Below are 15,895 nucleotides of genomic sequence, written 5' to 3'. Positions count from 1 at the left end.
ATCGACGGCCTTTTGTTTCTGACACGGGGCGTGCAAGAGACTATCGGGCCTCATCAAAGCGTGACGACGATCTTGCCGAACGCGCCTCGCGCGAGATCGTCGAGCGCATCGGGCAGCTCGGCGAAGGCATGGCGCGCCGCGATCACGGGCTTGAGCGCATTGACGTCGATGGCGCGCACCAGCTCTTCGAGCGCGCGGCGATGCCCCACGCCAATGCCCTGCACCGTGATGCGACCGAGCACCATCGCATAGAACGACGCACTCAGCGTCTCGCCGCCCAGCATGCCGATGATCGACACGCGGCCGCCCTGCGCCGTGGCCTGCAGCGAACGATCCAGATTCGGCCCGCTCGCGAGCTCGAGCACGTGGTCCGCGCCGCGGCCGTCGGTGAGCCGGCGCACTTCGGCCGGCCAGTCGCTGTCGCGCATCAGCACGTGGGTTGCGCCGAGCGCCAGCGTTTGCGCGCGCTTTTCTTCGCTGCCCGAGACGACGATGGTGCGCGCGCCGTACAGCTGCGCCAGCTGCAATCCGAACAGCGCCACGCCGCCGGTGCCGTGGATCAGCACGGTCTGGCCGGGCCTGACCGCCTGGTTTGCGCCAGTCTCGGCCAGCGCGAACCAGGCCGTGAGGCCGGCGCACGGCAGTGTGCTCGCTTCGGCGAAGTCCAGCGTGGCCGGCGCCGCCACGGCCCAGGCCGCATCGAGAACCACGTGCGAGGCCAGCATGCCGGGACCGGGCCCGCCGGCCAGCACGGCCCCTGCCGGCCACTGCCCGTCGATCCAGCCGCCCCAGAAGGTGTTGACCACGCGGTCGCCGATGGCAAAGCGCTGCACGCCCGGCCCCACGGCCGCCACCGTGCCCGCCATGTCGGAGCCGGGCGTGAATGGCATGTCGAACTTCATGCCCATGCCGTCGCGAACCATCAGGAGGTCGCGGTAGTTGAGCGACACCGCACCCACCCGCACCAGGATCTGGCCCGGGCCGGGCGTGGGGAGCGGCAGTTCGACCTGCTGGAGGTGCTCGCGGCCGAAGGAAGAGAGTTGCCAGCGGCGAAGCATTTGAGGTTCCTGCATGAAAAAAGACTCCTTCGAAAAACAAGAGAGCCTTCATGCTATTGGCGACTTTCATTATCCAGTGATGGATAATTTTCAACCTCATGGCGCTAAAAAATATCCAATGAGCCAACGCCTTCAAGGTATCGAAGAGTTCGTCGCCGCAGCGGAAGCAGGCAGCTTCGCGCGTGCGGCAGAGCGGCTGCACGTCACGCGCTCGGCGGTGGCCAAGAGCATTGCGCGGCTCGAGGCGCGGCTGGGCACCCGGCTTTTTCTGCGCACCACACGCAGCCAGAGCCTTACCGAAGAAGGCCACGGCTACTACGAGCGCTGCCGGCGCGCGCTGGCGGAGCTCGAAGCGGCCGAAGCCATGACGGACGCCGCGCGCAGCACCGCGGCCGGGCTGGTGCGCCTCAGCATGCCGGCGATGCTCGGGCGCCTGAAGGTCGGTCCGCTGCTGCTCGCGCTGGCGCGCCGGCACCCCGGGCTTTCGCTGGAGCTTTCTTTCAACGACCGGCGTGTGGACCTGGCCGAAGAGGGCCTCGACCTCGCCATTCGAAGCGGCGAGCTGCCCGACAGCGCCGACCTGGTGGCGCGGCCGGTCGGCGTGCAATGGATGGTGCTGTGCGCCGCTCCCGCCTATCTTGCCGAGCGCGGGCGCCCCGCCGACGCGGCCGAGCTCGGCGCCTCGGCGCACGAGGCGGTGCTCTACGCCCGCGACGGGCAGATCTCGCCCTGGCGCTTTCACGACGCCGAGGGTCGGCTGGTCGAGATGGCGCCGCCATCGCGTCTGCGCTGCGACAGCGCCGAGGTGCTGCTCGAAGCCGCTATCGGCGGCATGGGCCTGGCGCGCCTGCCGGCCTGGCTCGCAGCCGATGCGCTGGCCGCCGGCACGCTCGTACGCGTGTTCGACGAGCCGCAGCCCTTCGGCTTCGAGCTCAACGTCATCCGCTCCCGGAGCCGCTATCTGCCTCACAAGACGCGGGTGGTGATCGACTGGCTGGCCGAGCATCTGCCGCCGCTGCTGGCGGCCCGCTGAGCGGCGTTGCCAGCTATCCTGCGGCCTGAGCCTTCCAATAAAACCATTTGCAGGAGAAGAACGCATGCGCCCCTTTGCCACCAGGAATGCCGCGGCCCTTGCCGCATGCGCGGGCGCTATGGCCTTTTTCTTTTCCCCGGGCGCGGCGGCGCAGGGCACGGTCAACGCGCTCTGCAGCACCGATGCCGGATGGTGCGAAGCGGCCGCCGCGGCCTTCACGCGCGAGACCGGCATCAAGGTGCAGCAGGCGCACAAGGGCACCGGAGAAATCGGCGCCCAGCTGCGCGCCGAGGCGGCCAACCCCAAGACCGACATCTGGTGGGGCGGCACCGGAGACCCGTTCCTGCAGGCCGCCGAGCAGGGCCTGCTGGAGCCCTACCGGCCGGCGTACATCAACGACCTGCACGACTGGGCGGTGCGCCAGTACGCGATGTCGCAGAACATGGTGGGCGGCTTCTACACCAGCGCCATCGGGTTCGGCTTCAACACCGACCTGCTCAAGAAAAAGAAACTGCCCGAGCCCAAATGCTGGGCCGACCTGGTCAAGCCCGAGTACAGGGGCGAGATCGAGATCTCGCACCCGGCCACGAGCGGCACGGCCTACACCATCATCGCGGGCCTGGTGCAGCAGATGGGCGAAGACGCGGCCTTCGACTACCTGAAGAAGCTGCATCGCAACGTCACCAGCTACACCCGCAGCGGCCAGGCGCAGGCGCCCAACGTGGCCAAGGGCGAGGTGGCGATCGGCGTGAGCTTCATCTTCGGCTTCGAGCGCTGGCGCTACGACAAATTTCCTGTGAAGACCGCCGCACCGTGTGAAGGCACCGGCTACGAAGTGGGCGGCATCGCGCTGGTCAAGGGCGCACGCAACAAGGAGAATGCAAGGCGCTACTACGACTGGCTCATGAGCCCGGCCGGCCAGGCCATCGGCGGCCAGGCCGGCAGCCTGCAGTCGCCGGCCAACAAGACCTTCAAGCCCGACGCGCGCATCCCCTCGATGAACGACGTGAAGCTCATCAAGTACGACTTCGAGAAATACGGCAAGGCCGCCGAGCGCAAGCGACTGATCGACCGCTGGACCCGCGAGGTCGAATCGCAACCGAGATAGCGCACTTTCAGCGGCTATTGTTTTTTGGGGCGCAAGCCCCAACTCGCAGAGTTGACAAGTAAGCCGGTCGCGCCATGGCGGCCGCCCGGCTTAGAATTTTTCCGTTCGATATTTCTTCTTTCCCATGGCTGATTCCTCCAACACGAAACTCCCTTTCCAGGCTGAAGTCGCGCAACTGCTGCACCTCGTCACGCATGCGCTGTACTCCAACAAGGAAATCTTCCTGCGCGAGCTGATCTCGAACGCTTCGGACGCCTGCGACAAGCTGCGCTTCGAGGCCATCGACCACCCCGCGCTGTACGAAGACCAACCCAACCTGGACGTGCGCCTTTCCTTCGACAAGGCCGCGCGCACCATCACCATTACCGACAAGGGCATCGGCCTGTCGCGCCAGGAAGCCATCGACCACCTCGGCACCATCGCAAAAAGTGGTACCAAGGACTTCATGAGCAAGCTCAGCGGCGACCAGAAAGCCGACGCGCAGCTCATCGGCCAGTTTGGCGTGGGCTTCTACTCCGGCTTCATCGTGGCCGACAAGATCACGGTCGAATCGCGCCGCGCGGGCCTATCGCCGGAGCAGGGCGTGCGATGGGTGAGCGGCGGTGCCGGCGACTTCGAAGTGGCCGACATCACGCGCGCCGAGCGCGGCACCAGCATCACGCTGCACCTGCGCGACGACGCCGACGAATACCTCAACGCCTGGAAGCTCAAGCAGATCGTCGGCAAGTATTCCGACCACATTTCGCTGCCTATCCTCATGGAAAAAGAGGAGTGGAAGGAAGGCGAGAACGACCAGCCCGGCGACATGGTCAAGACCGGCGAATGGGAAACGGTCAACAAGGCCAACGCCCTGTGGAGCCGCAACAAGAAAGACATCACGCCCGAGCAGTACGAAGAGTTCTACAAGACCGTCAGCCACGACTACGAGGCGCCGCTCGCCTGGAGCCACAACCGCGTGGAGGGCAGCACCGAGTACACGCAGCTGCTCTACATCCCCTCGAAGGCCCCGTTCGACCTGTGGAACCGCGAGAAGAGCGCGGGCGTCAAGCTCTACGTGAAGCGCGTCTTCATCATGGACGACGCCGAAGCCCTGCTGCCGAGCTACCTGCGCTTCGTGAAGGGCGTGATCGACTCCTCCGACCTGCCGCTCAACGTGAGCCGCGAGCTGCTGCAGGAAAGCCGCGACGTGAAGGCCATCCGCGAGGGCAGCACCAAGCGCGTGCTCTCCATGCTCGAAGATCTGGCGAAGAAGCAGAAGACCGCGCCCGAAAGCGCCGAAGGCAAGATCGACGTCGGCTCCGGGGAATCGGTGCCCGCGCCCGATCCGACCGAGATTGCGGCCGACGTCACCGACGTGGTCGACAAGAAAGCCATGCCGGCTGCCGAAGCGGCGGCCGAGTACGCCGACGAATCGGGCAAGTACGCCAAGTTCTATGCCGAGTTTGGCGCCGTGCTGAAGGAAGGCCTGGGCGAAGACTTCACCAATCGCGACCGCATCGCCAAGCTGCTGCGCTTTGCCTCCACCACGAGCGATACGGTGAGCGTGAGCTTTGCCGACTACAAGGCGCGCATGAAGGAAGGCCAGGACGCGATCTACTACATCACGGCCGACACGCTCGCCGCGGCCAAGAACAGTCCGCAGCTCGAGGTCTTCAAGAAGAAGGGCATCGAGGTGCTGCTCATGACCGACCGGGTCGACGAGTGGGCGCTCAACTACCTCACCGAGTTCGACGGCACCCCGCTGCAAAGCGTGGCCAAGGGTGCGGTCGATCTCGGCAAGCTGCAGGACGAGGCCGAGAAGAAGGCCGCCGAAGAGGCCGCGGAATCGTTCAAGCCGCTGCTCGAAAAACTCAAGGAAGCCCTCAAGGACAAGGCCGAGGACGTGCGCGTGACCACGCGCCTGGTCGACTCGCCCGCCTGCCTGGTGGTGCAGGACGGCGGCATGAGCACGCAGCTCGCGCGCATGCTCAAGCAGGCCGGCCAGCCGGCGCCCGACCTCAAGCCAGTGCTCGAAGTGAACGCCGAGCACCCGCTGGTGAAGAAGCTCGAAGGCTCGGCGCATTTCGACGACCTGGCCAACATCCTTTTCGACCAGGCGCTGCTGGCCGAAGGCGGCCTGCCGGCCGACCCCGCGGCCTACGTGAGGCGCGTGAACGCGCTGCTGGTGTGAACGCCCGGCCGCACACCGTTCGGGCAACAGCCGCCGCCGTGGCGGTGCCGCTGTTGTTCCTGGTGGGCGGCTGTTCGCACTATCACATCGGCATTCCGCTGGTGCCCGGGCTCTCGCTCGGGCTGGGCGCCACCAAGGACGGCAATTTCTCCGTCGGGCTCAACACCGGCTGGGGCCCGCTCGGCGCGGGCGTGGCGGTCAACAACGGCGGCGTGGTGGCGGGCTCGGTCGGCGTGGGTGTGGGCGTCGGTGTTGGCCCCATCGGCACCGGCGTCGGCGTGGGCAAGAGCGTGGTGCTGCACGACCCCAATGCCGGCAAGGCCGGGTACGCGCCGGCGGGCGGCGCCGCGCCAGTCACTACGGCGGCGATCGGGGCCACGGTCCCGGTATCCGGTACGGCAGGCATTACCGGCGTGGCTCCCGTGGCAACGATTCCGCCCGCTGCTGCGCCGGTCACGGTCACCAAGGGTGGCGTGACCAGGCCGGTAACCGCCGCCGCACCCCAGGCAGCGCCGCAGCCTTCGTCGATGCGCGTGTCTTACCGTGCGCCGGCCGACGCCGCAGCTCTTCCGCCCGGCAGCCTCGGCACGCCGGCCAATCCCGTCGCGCCTTGATGGCCGCGCTTTTCCAATCTTCCGCGCCGCGGACCGGCGCGAGGGTGCCCCGATGACTCTCAGCACAGAAGCCGTCCTGGCGCTCGCTCCCGACGATGCCTCGGCGAAAGCCGCCAAGGGCCTGCTCGCACCGGCCAAGTGGCCCACGCTCGGGTATTCCGACGATGCGGTGTGGGGCGAATGCCAGGGCAGCGGCAGCAAGCCTTACCAGACGCAGGCCGACCTCGCGGGCCCGGTGTTCCGCTGCTCCTGTCCGAGCCGCAAGTTCCCCTGCAAGCACGGCCTCGCGCTGATGCTGCTGCGCGCACAGAGCGAAGCCAGTTTCACCGCCGGCACGCCGCCGGCCTGGGTGTCCGAATGGATCGCCTCGCGGCGCGAGAAGGCCGAGAAGAAGGAAGCGCGCGCCACCGAAGCGCCGGCCGCGCCCGATCCCGCCGCGGCGGCCAAGCGCGACGCGCAGCGCTGGAAGCGCATCGAGGCCGGCACGCAGGAGCTCGCGCGCTGGCTCGACGACCAGACCCAACGCGGCCTCGCCTCGCTCGGCAGCGAGCAGCAGCAGGCTTGGGGCTCGATGGCGGCGCGCATGGTCGATGCGCAGGCGCCGGGGCTCGGCCAGCGCATCACGCAGGCGGCCGAACTCATCGGCGCCGGCGAAGGCTGGCCGGCGCGGCTGCTCGACCGGCTGGGCCGGCTTCACCTGATCGTCGATGCGGTGCAGCGCCGCGAATCGCTCTCGCCCGCCACGCTGGCCGACCTGCGCATCGCGCTCGGCTGGCCCCAGGATCGCGAAGCCCTGCTGGCGGATGGCGAGCGCGTTGCGGACCACTGGCTCGTGCTGGGGCAGTGCACCGACGAGCGCGACACCAAGCTGGTCGAGCGCCATGTCTGGCTGCAAGGCCGCACGAGCGGGCGGCGTGCGCTGCTGCTCGACTATTCGCATGGCGGCCGCGGCTTCGAATCCGCATGGGTCAGCGGCAGCGAGCGTGCCGCGGTGCTGTGCTTCTATCCGGGCCATGCGTCGCAGCGCGCGCTGGTGGCCGAGCTGCTGGCGGATGCACCCGCTGCGTCGGCAGCGTCCGCATCGCACGCATCCGACGAATGGCTACGCATGGCGCAGCAGATCGCCGCCAACCCCTGGCAACCGCTGCTGCCGATGGTGTGGGCCGAAGCCATTCCCGCGCGGCATGGCGACCAATGGTGGCTGCGCCTGGACACCTCGCCGCAGGCCTTGCCGATGCAACTGGCGACGCAGGAAGCCTGGCAGCTGATGGCGCATTCGGGCGGCGCGCCGCTGCGCGTCTTCGGCGAATGGGATGGCGAGCAGTTCGCGCCGCTCACCGCCTGGGCTCCGGGTGCCGCAGCGGGCAGCGCGCCGGTCTGGACCTTGAGCGGAGCGCGGGCATGAGCCGCCGGGCCGCCCCAAGGAGAATACCGCAGCGCGTGAGCGCGGAGGTTATCGAATGAGCCATTGGAACTCGCTGCTGCAGACCGCGCTGGTCGGCACCGCCCGTCAGCCCGTGCCGGCAGCTCAAGGAATGGCAGGCGACGAATTCGCCGCGCTGCTGCAAGCGATACAGGACGGCGAAGCACAGGGCCAGCTCCTGCGTGCCGCGGGCGCCGTGGCCATCGGCCGCCGTGCCGGCTTCGTGGCGCCGGGCCTCTCACCTTCCGACGCACCGGTCGCCGCCGCCGACGAACGCCCCGTGCTGAAAGATTCCGCGCTGCAGGCCGCCATCGCCGACGCACTCGCGAGCGGACCGCTGCGTTTGCAGCACGAAGGCCTCGCCGCGCTGGCCGCCGCCGGCCTGCGCCTACCTCACAAGCTGCTGCCCGCCGCACTCGACGCCGGCCGCCGAGCCGTCGACCTGCGGCCGGCCGTGATTCCTGCGCTTGGCGAGCGTGGACTCTGGCTTGCCGCACGCAACGACGAGTGGCGTTATGCGGTCGGTGCCAGCGAGCTGGCCGACGCGCAGACGCGGTGGGACGAGGGCAGCCTCGAACAGCGACGCGCAGTGCTGGCCGAACAGCGCCGCGTCGATCCCGCCGCCGCGCGCGAACGCCTTGCGGCGGAACTACCGCAACTTCCGGCGAAGGAGCGCGCCGCGCTGCTGGGTGCGCTGGCCGAGAACATCGGCCCCGATGACGAAGCCCTGCTCGACGCGCAGCTCAAGGATCGCGCCCGCGACGTGCGGCAGGCCGCGGTCGAGCTGCTGCAGCGGCTGCCCGCAAGCGCCCACGTGCAGCGCATCGAGGCCTTCCTCGTGCCGCTGCTCTCGCAGGAGGGCGGAGCGTGGCAGCTGAAAGCGCCGGAAGCCGCCGATCCGCGCTGGAAGGACGATGCCGTCGATGCGGCGCGTCCGACCCACGAAAGCCTCGGCGAACGCGCCTGGTGGCTCTATCAGCTCGTGCGACAGGCTCCGCTCGCATGGTGGACCACCCGCACCGGCATGGCGCCCGCCGCGCTGCTCGACTGGGCCGCGAAAGGCGACTGGAAGGATGCACTGCTGCGCGGCTGGAACGACGCAATCGTTGCGACCCCGGATTTCGACTGGTGCGACGCCATGCTCGACCGCGTGCGCGCCCAGCGCGCGTGGGTGGGCCAGCTGCTGGCGCTGCTGCCGCGTGAACGGCGCGAGCGTCATTGGGTCCGCGAACTCGGCGAAACAGGCAACGGCGTGCAGGAGGTGGTCGCCTTCGCCGAGCAGGCCTGCGCACCCGGCGAAACCCCTTCTGCCGAACTCTCGCTGAAGCTTGCGAGCGCACTGCGCACCCGCGTCGAACGCGGCGATCTCGTCAACGATTACGTGCTGCGCCAGGTGCTCGGCGATGCGGCCGCGCTGCTTCATGCGAGTGCGCTGCACCTCCTGGCCGACCTGCCGCGCGCGGCCGAGGAAAGCCCCGGCCTCGCCAACGCACTGGGCGACGCCGCACGCATCGTGCGGGCGCGCCAGCTGTTTTCAACCCTTCGTTCCCAGCCCACCTCTTCATCTTCTCAAGGCCGTCCATGAGCAATGTCCTGCGCCAGCATGCCGAACAGCAATTCGCCGAAGAACTCGATGCGCTCCAGAAGGTCGACGACCGCCAGCGCCCGGCCAACTGGAAGCTCTCGCCCTGGGCCGTGCTCACTTACCTGATGGGCGGCAAGCTGGCCAATGGCTTCGAGGTCAGCCCCAAGTACATCGGCAATCCCCGGCTCATGGAGATCGCCGTCTCCACGCTCGCGACCGATCGCGCGCTGCTGCTGTACGGGGTGCCGGGCACCGCCAAGTCGTGGGTGTCGGAGCACCTGGCCGCCGCCGTGAGCGGCGACTCGACCATGCTGATCCAGGGCACGGCCGGTACCAGCGAGGAACAGCTTCGCTACGGCTGGAACTACGCCGAACTGCTGGCCAACGGCCCCTCCGAAAAGGCGCTGGTGCCGAGCCCGCTGGTGCATGCGATGCGCCTGGGCAAGATCGCGCGCGTCGAAGAGCTCACACGCATTCCGGCCGACGTGCAGGACACGCTGATCACCGTGCTCTCCGAAAAGACGCTGCCCATTCCCGAGCTCGGCAGCGAGGTGCAGGCCGTGCGCGGCTTCTCGGTCATCGCCACCGCCAACAACCGCGACAAGGGCGTGAACGAACTTTCCAGCGCGCTCAAGCGCCGCTTCAACACGGTGGTGCTGCCGGTGCCGGCCAGCGAAGCGGAGGAAGTGCAGATCGTGGTCAAGCGCGTGTCCGAGCTCGGCCGCGCGCTTGCGCTGCCGGCCGAGCCGCCCGCGCTGCAGGAGGTGCGCCGCGTGGTGCAGATCTTCCGTGAACTGCGCAACGGCCAGACCGAGGACGGCAAGACGCGCATCAAGTCGCCGACCTCCACGCTCTCCACCGCCGAGGCCATCTCCGTCATCAACAGCGGCATGGCGCTCGCGGGCCATTTCGGCGACGGCGTGCTGCGCTCGGCCGACGTCGCCTCGGGCCTGATCGGCGCGGTCATCAAGGACCCGGTGCAGGACCACGTGGTGTGGAAGGAATACCTCGAGACCGTGGTCAAGGAACGCACCGACTGGAAGGACCTGTACCGCGCCTGCCGCGAACAGCTCTGAGCCCCGCGCGATCACCTGCGTCCTCACGCGATCCGCACATGGCCTCACCGCTGCACTACTTCGGCATCCGCCACCACGGGCCCGGCTGCGCGCGCAGTCTGCTGCGCGCCTTCGAATCGCTGCAGCCCGACTGCATCCTGGTCGAAGGGCCGCCCGAGGCCGAGGGCCTGCTTTCCTTCATGGCGCATGCCGAACTGCGTCCGCCGGTCGCGATGCTGGTGCATGCGAACGACGACACGCGCCTGGCTGCCTTCTACCCGTTTGCCGAGTTCTCGCCCGAGTGGCAGGCGCTGCAATGGGGCGTGAAGCACGGCCTGCCCACGCGATTCATCGACCTGCCCCAGGCGCATCGCATGGCTATCGACCAGGCGGCGCGCGAGGCCGACGAGGCCAAGGCTGAAGCACCGGTCGAAACACCGCTCGACGACGACGAGACCGACAAGGTGCCCGTCTCCGAAACGCTCGAAGCGCCAGAGCAGGAACCAGTGGCCGCCGCAGCACTGCCCGATGACCCCTTCGACTGGCTCGCCCACGCCGCGGGCTATGCCGACGGCGAAAGCTGGTGGAACCACATGGTCGAGGAGCGCGGCGACGGCGAAGATTTGTTCGGCGCCATCGCCGAGGCCATGACTGCCGTGCGCGCCGAAACGCCCGAGGACCGGCGCGGGCAACGCGCCATGCAGCGCGAACAGCAGCGCGAAGCCTTCATGCGGCAATCGATCCGCGAGGCCGTGAAAGCGGGCCACCAGCGCATCGCCGTCGTCTGCGGCGCCTGGCATGTGCCCGCGCTGCAAGGCGCGGCCACCGCCAAGGTCGATGCCGCGTTGCTCAAGGGCCTGCCCAAGCTCAAGGTGCTCGCCACCTGGGTGCCGTGGACCTATCGCCACCTCACCAGCGCCAGCGGCTACGGTGCCGGCATCGATTCGCCCGGTTGGTACGAACACCTGTGGCAGCAGGGACACGAGGTGGCCGGCCGCACGACGGGCTGGCTTGCACGTGTCGCCAGGCTGCTGCGCGCGTACGACCTCGATTGTTCGTCCGCCCATTTGATCGAGGCCACGCGCCTCGCCGACACCCTGGCCGCGCTGCGCGAGCGCCCCGCGCCCGGCCTGCCCGAACTCGACGAGGCCGTACGCTGCGTCATCTGCATGGGCGAGCAGGCGCCGCTCACGCTGATCCGCGAGCGCCTCACCGTCGGCGACCGCATGGGCCAGGTGCCCGCCGAAGTGCCGACCGTGCCGCTGCAGCGTGACATCGAGCAGGCGCAAAAAAGCCTGCGCCTCAAGCCCGAAGCGACCGCGAAGACGCTCGACCTCGATCTGCGCCAGCCCAACGACCTTGCGCGCAGCCACCTGCTGCACCGCCTGCGCCTGCTCGACCTGCCCTGGGGCGAGATCACCGCCGGCCAGCGCGCGAGCCGCGGTACCTTCCACGAGGTGTGGCAGTTGCAGTGGCAGCCCGAGTTCGCGCTGCGCATCATCGAAGCCAGCCGCTTCGGCGCCACCGTGGCCCACGCCGCGAGCGCGCGCGTGATGGAAGGACTGGCCGCGGAAACCTCGCTCACCGCACTGGCCGAGCAGGTCGACATCGTGCTGCTGGCCGACCTGCCAGTGGCCGTGCAGGCCGTGACCCGCGCGCTCGAAGACCGCGCCGCGCTCACCGGCGATGCGGTGCAGCTCATCGGCGCGGTGCCGCCGCTGGCCAACGTGTTCCGCTACGGCAGCGTGCGCCAGACCGACAGCGCGCTGCTCTCGCACGTGCTGGACAGCCTGATCGTGCGCGGCGCCATCGGCCTGCCGATCGCCTGCGGTGCGCTCGATGCCGAAGCGGCCGAGGCGCTCCGCACCCGGCTCATCGCCGCGCACGACGCGGTTCGGCTGCGAGACGGCGAAGAGACCACTACCGCCTGGCGTGCTGCACTGCGCGCCATCGCCTTCAGCGAAAGCGCGGCCTCGCTCTTGCGCGGCGTGAGCTGCCGGCTGCTGCTCGACGACGCGCAGCTCGACGGCGATGGCGCTTCGCAGCAGCTCGCGCGCAACCTTTCTTCCGGCGCACCGCCGACGGAAGCGGCCGCGTGGCTCGAAGGTTTTCTCAACCGCAATGCGATGGTGCTGCTGCACGACGAGGCCGTCTGGTCGCTGGTCGACGGCTGGCTCTCGGGGCTCGGCGAAGAACACTTCGTTCAGGTGCTGCCGCTGGTGCGCCGCAGCTTCGCGGATTTTTCGGGCGCCGACCGGCGTGCCCTGGGCGAACGCGCCAGGCGCGGCGCCGCGGGCGGTACGGCTTCGACGGCCACCGCCGCGGCCGACTGGGACGAAGGACGCGCGGTGCTCGCGCTGCCAATGCTGCGGGAATTGCTGGGAGTGAAAGCATGAGCGTGAATCCGGACCCCGTCGACATCGAAGAAGAGGCCCCGCCACCCACCGGCCGCCTGCAGCGCTGGAGGCTCGTGCTTGGCAGCGAGGCCAACGCCAGCTGCGGCGCCGTCGAGGGCCGCGTGCGCGAGATCGACCAGGCGCTTGCCGCGCTCTATGAAGCCGACGGCCGCCGCGGCCTGGGCCAAGGCGGCCAGCGCGGCGGACGCGGTGATTCGGCGCCCAGCGTGGCGCGCTGGCTCGGCGACATCCGCAAGTACTTTCCGAGCCAGGTGGTGCAGGTGATGCAGCGCGATGCGATGGAGCGGCTCAACCTGCGCCAGATGCTGCTGCAGCCCGAGATGCTCGAGAACGCGCAGCCCGACGTGCACCTGGTTGCGAACCTCGTGGCGTTGTCGAGCGTGATTCCGGCCGGCACCAAGGACACCGCGCGCGCCGTGGTGCGCAAGGTGGTCGACGAACTCATGAAGCGGCTCGAGGAGCCGATGCGTAGCGCCGTGAGCGGTGCGCTCAACCGCAGCCAGCGCAACCGCCGGCCGCGCCATTCGGAGATCGACTGGAACCGCACCATCCGCGCCAACCTGCGCCACTGGCAGCCAGAGTACCGCACCGTGGTGCCGCAGACGCTGGTCGGCTACGGCCGCAAGGCCCGCCAGCCGCAGCGCGAGGTGATCCTGTGCATCGACCAGAGCGGCTCGATGGCCGCCTCGGTGGTCTATTCGAGCATCTTCGGCGCCGTCATGGCGAGCCTGCCGGCCGTGTCGACCAAGCTCGTGGTGTTCGACACCGCCGTGGTCGACATGACCGAGCAGCTGCAAGACCCGGTGGACCTGCTGTTCGGCGTGCAGCTGGGCGGCGGCACCGACATCAACGGCGCGGTGGGCTACTGCCAGAGCCTGGTGCGGGAGCCGCGCAACACCATCCTGATTTTGATCTCCGACCTGTACGAAGGCGGGGTCGAAGGCAACCTGCTGCGGCGTGCCAACGAACTGGTCGAGGCCGGCGTGCAGTTCATCGCGCTGCTGGCGCTCAGCGACGAGGGCGCGCCCGCCTACGACCGCGACCTGGCCGCCAAGCTGGCCGCGCTCGGCGTGCCGTCGTTCGCCTGCACGCCGGACGCGTTCCCGGGCTTGATGGCCGCGGCCATCAAGCGCGAGGACGTCGCCGCCTGGGCGGCGGGGCAGGGCCTGAAGACCAGCCGGGCGGCATAGCGCAGTCGCCCGCCGGGCGCTCGCTCAGGCATAAAGCGGTTCTTCGGCCATCTGCTCGCACTGCTCCTGCAGCACGAGGATCTGGCCCTTCCAGTAGTCGCTGGAGCCGAACCACGGAAAGTTGATCGGAAAGATCGGGTCTTCCCAGCGCCGGGCGAGCCAGGCGCTGTAGTGGATGAGCCGCAAGGTGCGCAGTGGCTCGATCAACGCGAGTTCGCGGCGGTCGAACTCGCGGAACTGCTCGTAGCCGTCGAGCAGTCCCGAGAGTTGCGCGGTGCGCTGCGCGCGTTCGCCCGAGAGCAGCATCCACAGATCCTGCACCGCAAAGCCCGTGCGCGCGTCGTCGAGGTCGACGAAGTGCGGGCCGCCGCCCGGGCGGTCGGTGGGCGTCCACAGGATGTTGCCGGGGTGCACGTCGCCGTGCAGCCGCAGCTTGCGCGGCTGGAAGCCGGAGGAAGCGGGGGCGTCCACCGCCAGCGCGGTGGCGGCGATCATGTCGAGCGCCTCGTTGCAGGCCTTTTCCCAGTCGCGCTGGACGTCGAGCGGCACCTTGTCGTGCCCCAGCAGCCAGTCGCGCGAGGCGATGCCGAAAGTCTGCAGGTCCAGCGCAGGCCGGGCCTCGAAAGGCTTGGCGCTGCCCACGGTGTGGATGCGCGCGAGAAACCGGCCGACCCATTCGAGCACTTCGAAATCGTCGAGCTCCGGCGCGCGGCCGCCGCGATACGGGCTCACGCTGAAGGCGAAGCCGCAGTGGTGGTGCAGGGTGGTGCCGTCGAAGGCCAGCGGCGCCACGGCGGGCACTTCGGCTGCTGCGAGTTCGAGCGAGAAGCCGTGCTCTTCGAGGATCGCGGCCTCGCTCCAGCGCTCGGGCCGGTAGAACTTGACCACGACCGCACTGCGGTCCTCCAGGAACACCTGATAAACCCGGTTCTCATAGGAGTTGAGGCCGGTGAGCCGACCGTCGCCGTGCAGGCCGAGCGTCGCGAGCGCGTCGAGCACCACGTCGGGCGTGAGGCTCTCGTAAGGATGTGTGTTGGCAGGCGTCGCGGGGGAAGGGGTCATGCAGCGATTGTCGCTACATGGGCCCTCCCGGCGTCACAGCCCGCCGGGTTGTTTGTAAAGCGAAAGAATATGTCCGGTGCGCGGGTCGCCCTTGCCGGCCAGCACCTGCGCATACGCTGTCTGCACCGCCTCGCCGCCATGGTGGTGTTCGGGACGCAGCCAGGGGTTCTTCGCGCGGGTCACCGCGGCAAGGAAGTCGTGCCAGGCGGCCACCATGCGGCGGCCGAATTCGTCGGCGCCCCACTCGGCGGTGCGCTTCTTGATCTGCGCTGGCGCAAAGAACAGCGTGGCGCGCGGGCCCGGCAGGTCCTTGCCCGCGCCCTGGGCGGCGAGTTGCTCGACGTGCGTGCCGCCTATCGAGCAGCTGTACTTCAGGTTCGCGAAGCGCGCGTGAATGGCATTGCGGAGCTCGCCATTGCCGGCGAAGTCCACGTACACGGCGGGCGTGTCGGCCGCGATGGTGTCGAGTGCGTCGTAGGTCACCACCCGGTCGTAGCAGCCCAGGCTTTCGCAGAAGGCCACGTTGGCGGGCGAGGTCAGGCCGATCACCTCGATGCCTTTGCGCTGGTGCAGCTGGAATGCCGTGCCGTAGGCCGTCTTGCTAGATGCGCTCGACAGCAGCATGGTGCTGCCGCCGAAGAAATCGTTGTCGGCCATGAAGTCGTCGATCAGCCACGAGGTGATGAACAGAGGGCGCAGCAGCGCCTGCAGGTCTTCGGTGTCCGGTGTGTACAGCGGATCGGCGTTACAGCGGAAATACTGGTTGTAGACCGCGGGCAGCGCCGCGCGGTGCGCAGCAGCATCGGTGAAGCGCGCGGAAGTGAGACGGTCCGGGCTCAGCACCGCAGTCGACGACATCGGCCAGTAGCCATAGAGCCGCTCGCCCACCGCCACCCCCGGGTGCAGCGACTGCACCACGCTGCCGAACCCCCACACCGGGATGCTGCCCCAGCCTTCTTCGCCGGTCGGGAAGAACTGCCAATAGCTCATGGCATCGCCAAAGGCCGCGTAGGTGATGTTGTTGGAGGTGAGCGCGAAGCTGTCGATGCGAACGCGTACCTGGCCGTCGGCCAGCGGCTCGTTGGTGGCGGTGTGCAGGCGCGTGGTGGGGAGCTGGTCCTTGCGGATCAGGAAGCTGGTGGTGCTCATGGTGTCTCGATCTCCACGGTGGAATGGGTTG

Annotated in this window: 12 protein-coding genes; 9 read left to right on the top strand and 3 right to left on the bottom strand. The window is 68.8% G+C overall.

The features are described 5' to 3' along the window. Window positions 1-53: 53 nt before the first annotated feature. Entirely contained in the window at window positions 54-1,073 is a 1,020-nt protein-coding gene (locus BLR24_RS28995; RefSeq protein WP_093023920.1) for a zinc-dependent alcohol dehydrogenase family protein, read from the bottom strand. A gap of 103 nt (window positions 1,074-1,176) precedes the next feature. Here BLR24_RS28995 and BLR24_RS28990 point away from each other — a divergent pair, with 103 nt between their 5' ends. From BLR24_RS28990 to BLR24_RS28950, 9 genes are all read left to right on the top strand, one after another. Beyond that, window positions 1,177-2,091, top strand: coding sequence for a LysR family transcriptional regulator (locus BLR24_RS28990; RefSeq protein ID WP_093023918.1), 915 nt, complete (start codon window positions 1,177-1,179; stop codon window positions 2,089-2,091). A 64-nt stretch (window positions 2,092-2,155) separates the two neighbouring features. Next, window positions 2,156-3,199, top strand: a complete 1,044-nt coding sequence (locus BLR24_RS28985; protein ID WP_093023916.1) for an ABC transporter substrate-binding protein — start codon at window positions 2,156-2,158, stop codon at window positions 3,197-3,199. Window positions 3,200-3,323: 124 nt separating this feature from the next. Further along, window positions 3,324-5,369: a molecular chaperone HtpG gene (htpG, locus tag BLR24_RS28980; RefSeq protein ID WP_093023914.1), complete on the top strand. Its 2,046-nt coding sequence runs from the start codon at window positions 3,324-3,326 to the stop codon at window positions 5,367-5,369. Next, window positions 5,366-5,983 (top strand): hypothetical protein, encoded by a 618-nt coding sequence (locus BLR24_RS28975; RefSeq protein WP_093023912.1) that lies wholly within the window; start codon window positions 5,366-5,368, stop codon window positions 5,981-5,983. The genes htpG and BLR24_RS28975 overlap by 4 nt, the downstream gene beginning before the upstream one ends. Window positions 5,984-6,035: 52 nt before the next feature. After that, window positions 6,036-7,388 (top strand): SWIM zinc finger family protein, encoded by a 1,353-nt coding sequence (locus tag BLR24_RS28970; protein ID WP_093023910.1) that lies wholly within the window; start codon window positions 6,036-6,038, stop codon window positions 7,386-7,388. 55 nt (window positions 7,389-7,443) lie between these two features. Next, a complete protein-coding gene (locus BLR24_RS28965; protein ID WP_093023908.1) occupies window positions 7,444-8,991 on the top strand; it encodes a DUF5691 domain-containing protein in 1,548 nt (515 codons plus the stop codon). After that, a complete protein-coding gene (locus BLR24_RS28960) occupies window positions 8,988-10,067 on the top strand; it encodes an ATP-binding protein (protein WP_055802383.1) in 1,080 nt (359 codons plus the stop codon). The genes BLR24_RS28965 and BLR24_RS28960 overlap by 4 nt, the downstream gene beginning before the upstream one ends. Window positions 10,068-10,105: 38 nt before the next feature. Continuing rightward, entirely contained in the window at window positions 10,106-12,442 is a 2,337-nt protein-coding gene (locus BLR24_RS28955; protein ID WP_093023906.1) for a DUF5682 family protein, read from the top strand. Continuing rightward, window positions 12,439-13,653, top strand: coding sequence for a VWA domain-containing protein (locus tag BLR24_RS28950; RefSeq protein ID WP_093023904.1), 1,215 nt, complete (start codon window positions 12,439-12,441; stop codon window positions 13,651-13,653). Before BLR24_RS28955 ends, BLR24_RS28950 begins: the two co-directional genes overlap by 4 nt. 24 nt (window positions 13,654-13,677) lie before the next feature. On the opposite strand, the gene BLR24_RS28945 is transcribed toward BLR24_RS28950, so the two are convergent. Beyond that, complete coding sequence (locus BLR24_RS28945; RefSeq protein WP_093023902.1) at window positions 13,678-14,715, bottom strand: serine/threonine protein kinase; 1,038 nt, start codon at window positions 14,713-14,715, stop codon at window positions 13,678-13,680. 33 nt (window positions 14,716-14,748) lie between these two features. Next, window positions 14,749-15,864, bottom strand: a complete 1,116-nt coding sequence (locus BLR24_RS28940) for a DUF2855 family protein (RefSeq protein WP_093023900.1) — start codon at window positions 15,862-15,864, stop codon at window positions 14,749-14,751. Window positions 15,865-15,895: the final 31 nt, after the last annotated feature.

It is taken from the genome of Variovorax sp. OV700, from assembly GCF_900099805.1.
GTDB lineage: Bacteria > Pseudomonadota > Gammaproteobacteria > Burkholderiales > Burkholderiaceae_C > Variovorax.
This window is presented reverse-complemented; position numbering and strand designations above follow the sequence as displayed.

Excerpts from the sequence above, each read along its gene's own strand:
- BLR24_RS28995 (WP_093023920.1), bottom strand. The coding sequence starts at position 1,073 with ATGCAGGAACCTCAAATGCTTCGCCGCTGGCAACTCTCTTCCTTCGGC.
- BLR24_RS28990 (WP_093023918.1), top strand. The coding sequence starts at position 1,177 with ATGAGCCAACGCCTTCAAGGTATCGAAGAGTTCGTCGCCGCAGCGGAA.
- BLR24_RS28985 (WP_093023916.1), top strand. The coding sequence starts at position 2,156 with ATGCGCCCCTTTGCCACCAGGAATGCCGCGGCCCTTGCCGCATGCGCG.
- htpG (WP_093023914.1), top strand. The coding sequence starts at position 3,324 with ATGGCTGATTCCTCCAACACGAAACTCCCTTTCCAGGCTGAAGTCGCG.
- BLR24_RS28970 (WP_093023910.1), top strand. The coding sequence starts at position 6,036 with ATGACTCTCAGCACAGAAGCCGTCCTGGCGCTCGCTCCCGACGATGCC.
- BLR24_RS28965 (WP_093023908.1), top strand. The coding sequence starts at position 7,444 with ATGAGCCATTGGAACTCGCTGCTGCAGACCGCGCTGGTCGGCACCGCC.
- BLR24_RS28960 (WP_055802383.1), top strand. The coding sequence starts at position 8,988 with ATGAGCAATGTCCTGCGCCAGCATGCCGAACAGCAATTCGCCGAAGAA.
- BLR24_RS28955 (WP_093023906.1), top strand. The coding sequence starts at position 10,106 with ATGGCCTCACCGCTGCACTACTTCGGCATCCGCCACCACGGGCCCGGC.
- BLR24_RS28950 (WP_093023904.1), top strand. The coding sequence starts at position 12,439 with ATGAGCGTGAATCCGGACCCCGTCGACATCGAAGAAGAGGCCCCGCCA.
- BLR24_RS28945 (WP_093023902.1), bottom strand. The coding sequence starts at position 14,715 with ATGACCCCTTCCCCCGCGACGCCTGCCAACACACATCCTTACGAGAGC.
- BLR24_RS28940 (WP_093023900.1), bottom strand. The coding sequence starts at position 15,864 with ATGAGCACCACCAGCTTCCTGATCCGCAAGGACCAGCTCCCCACCACG.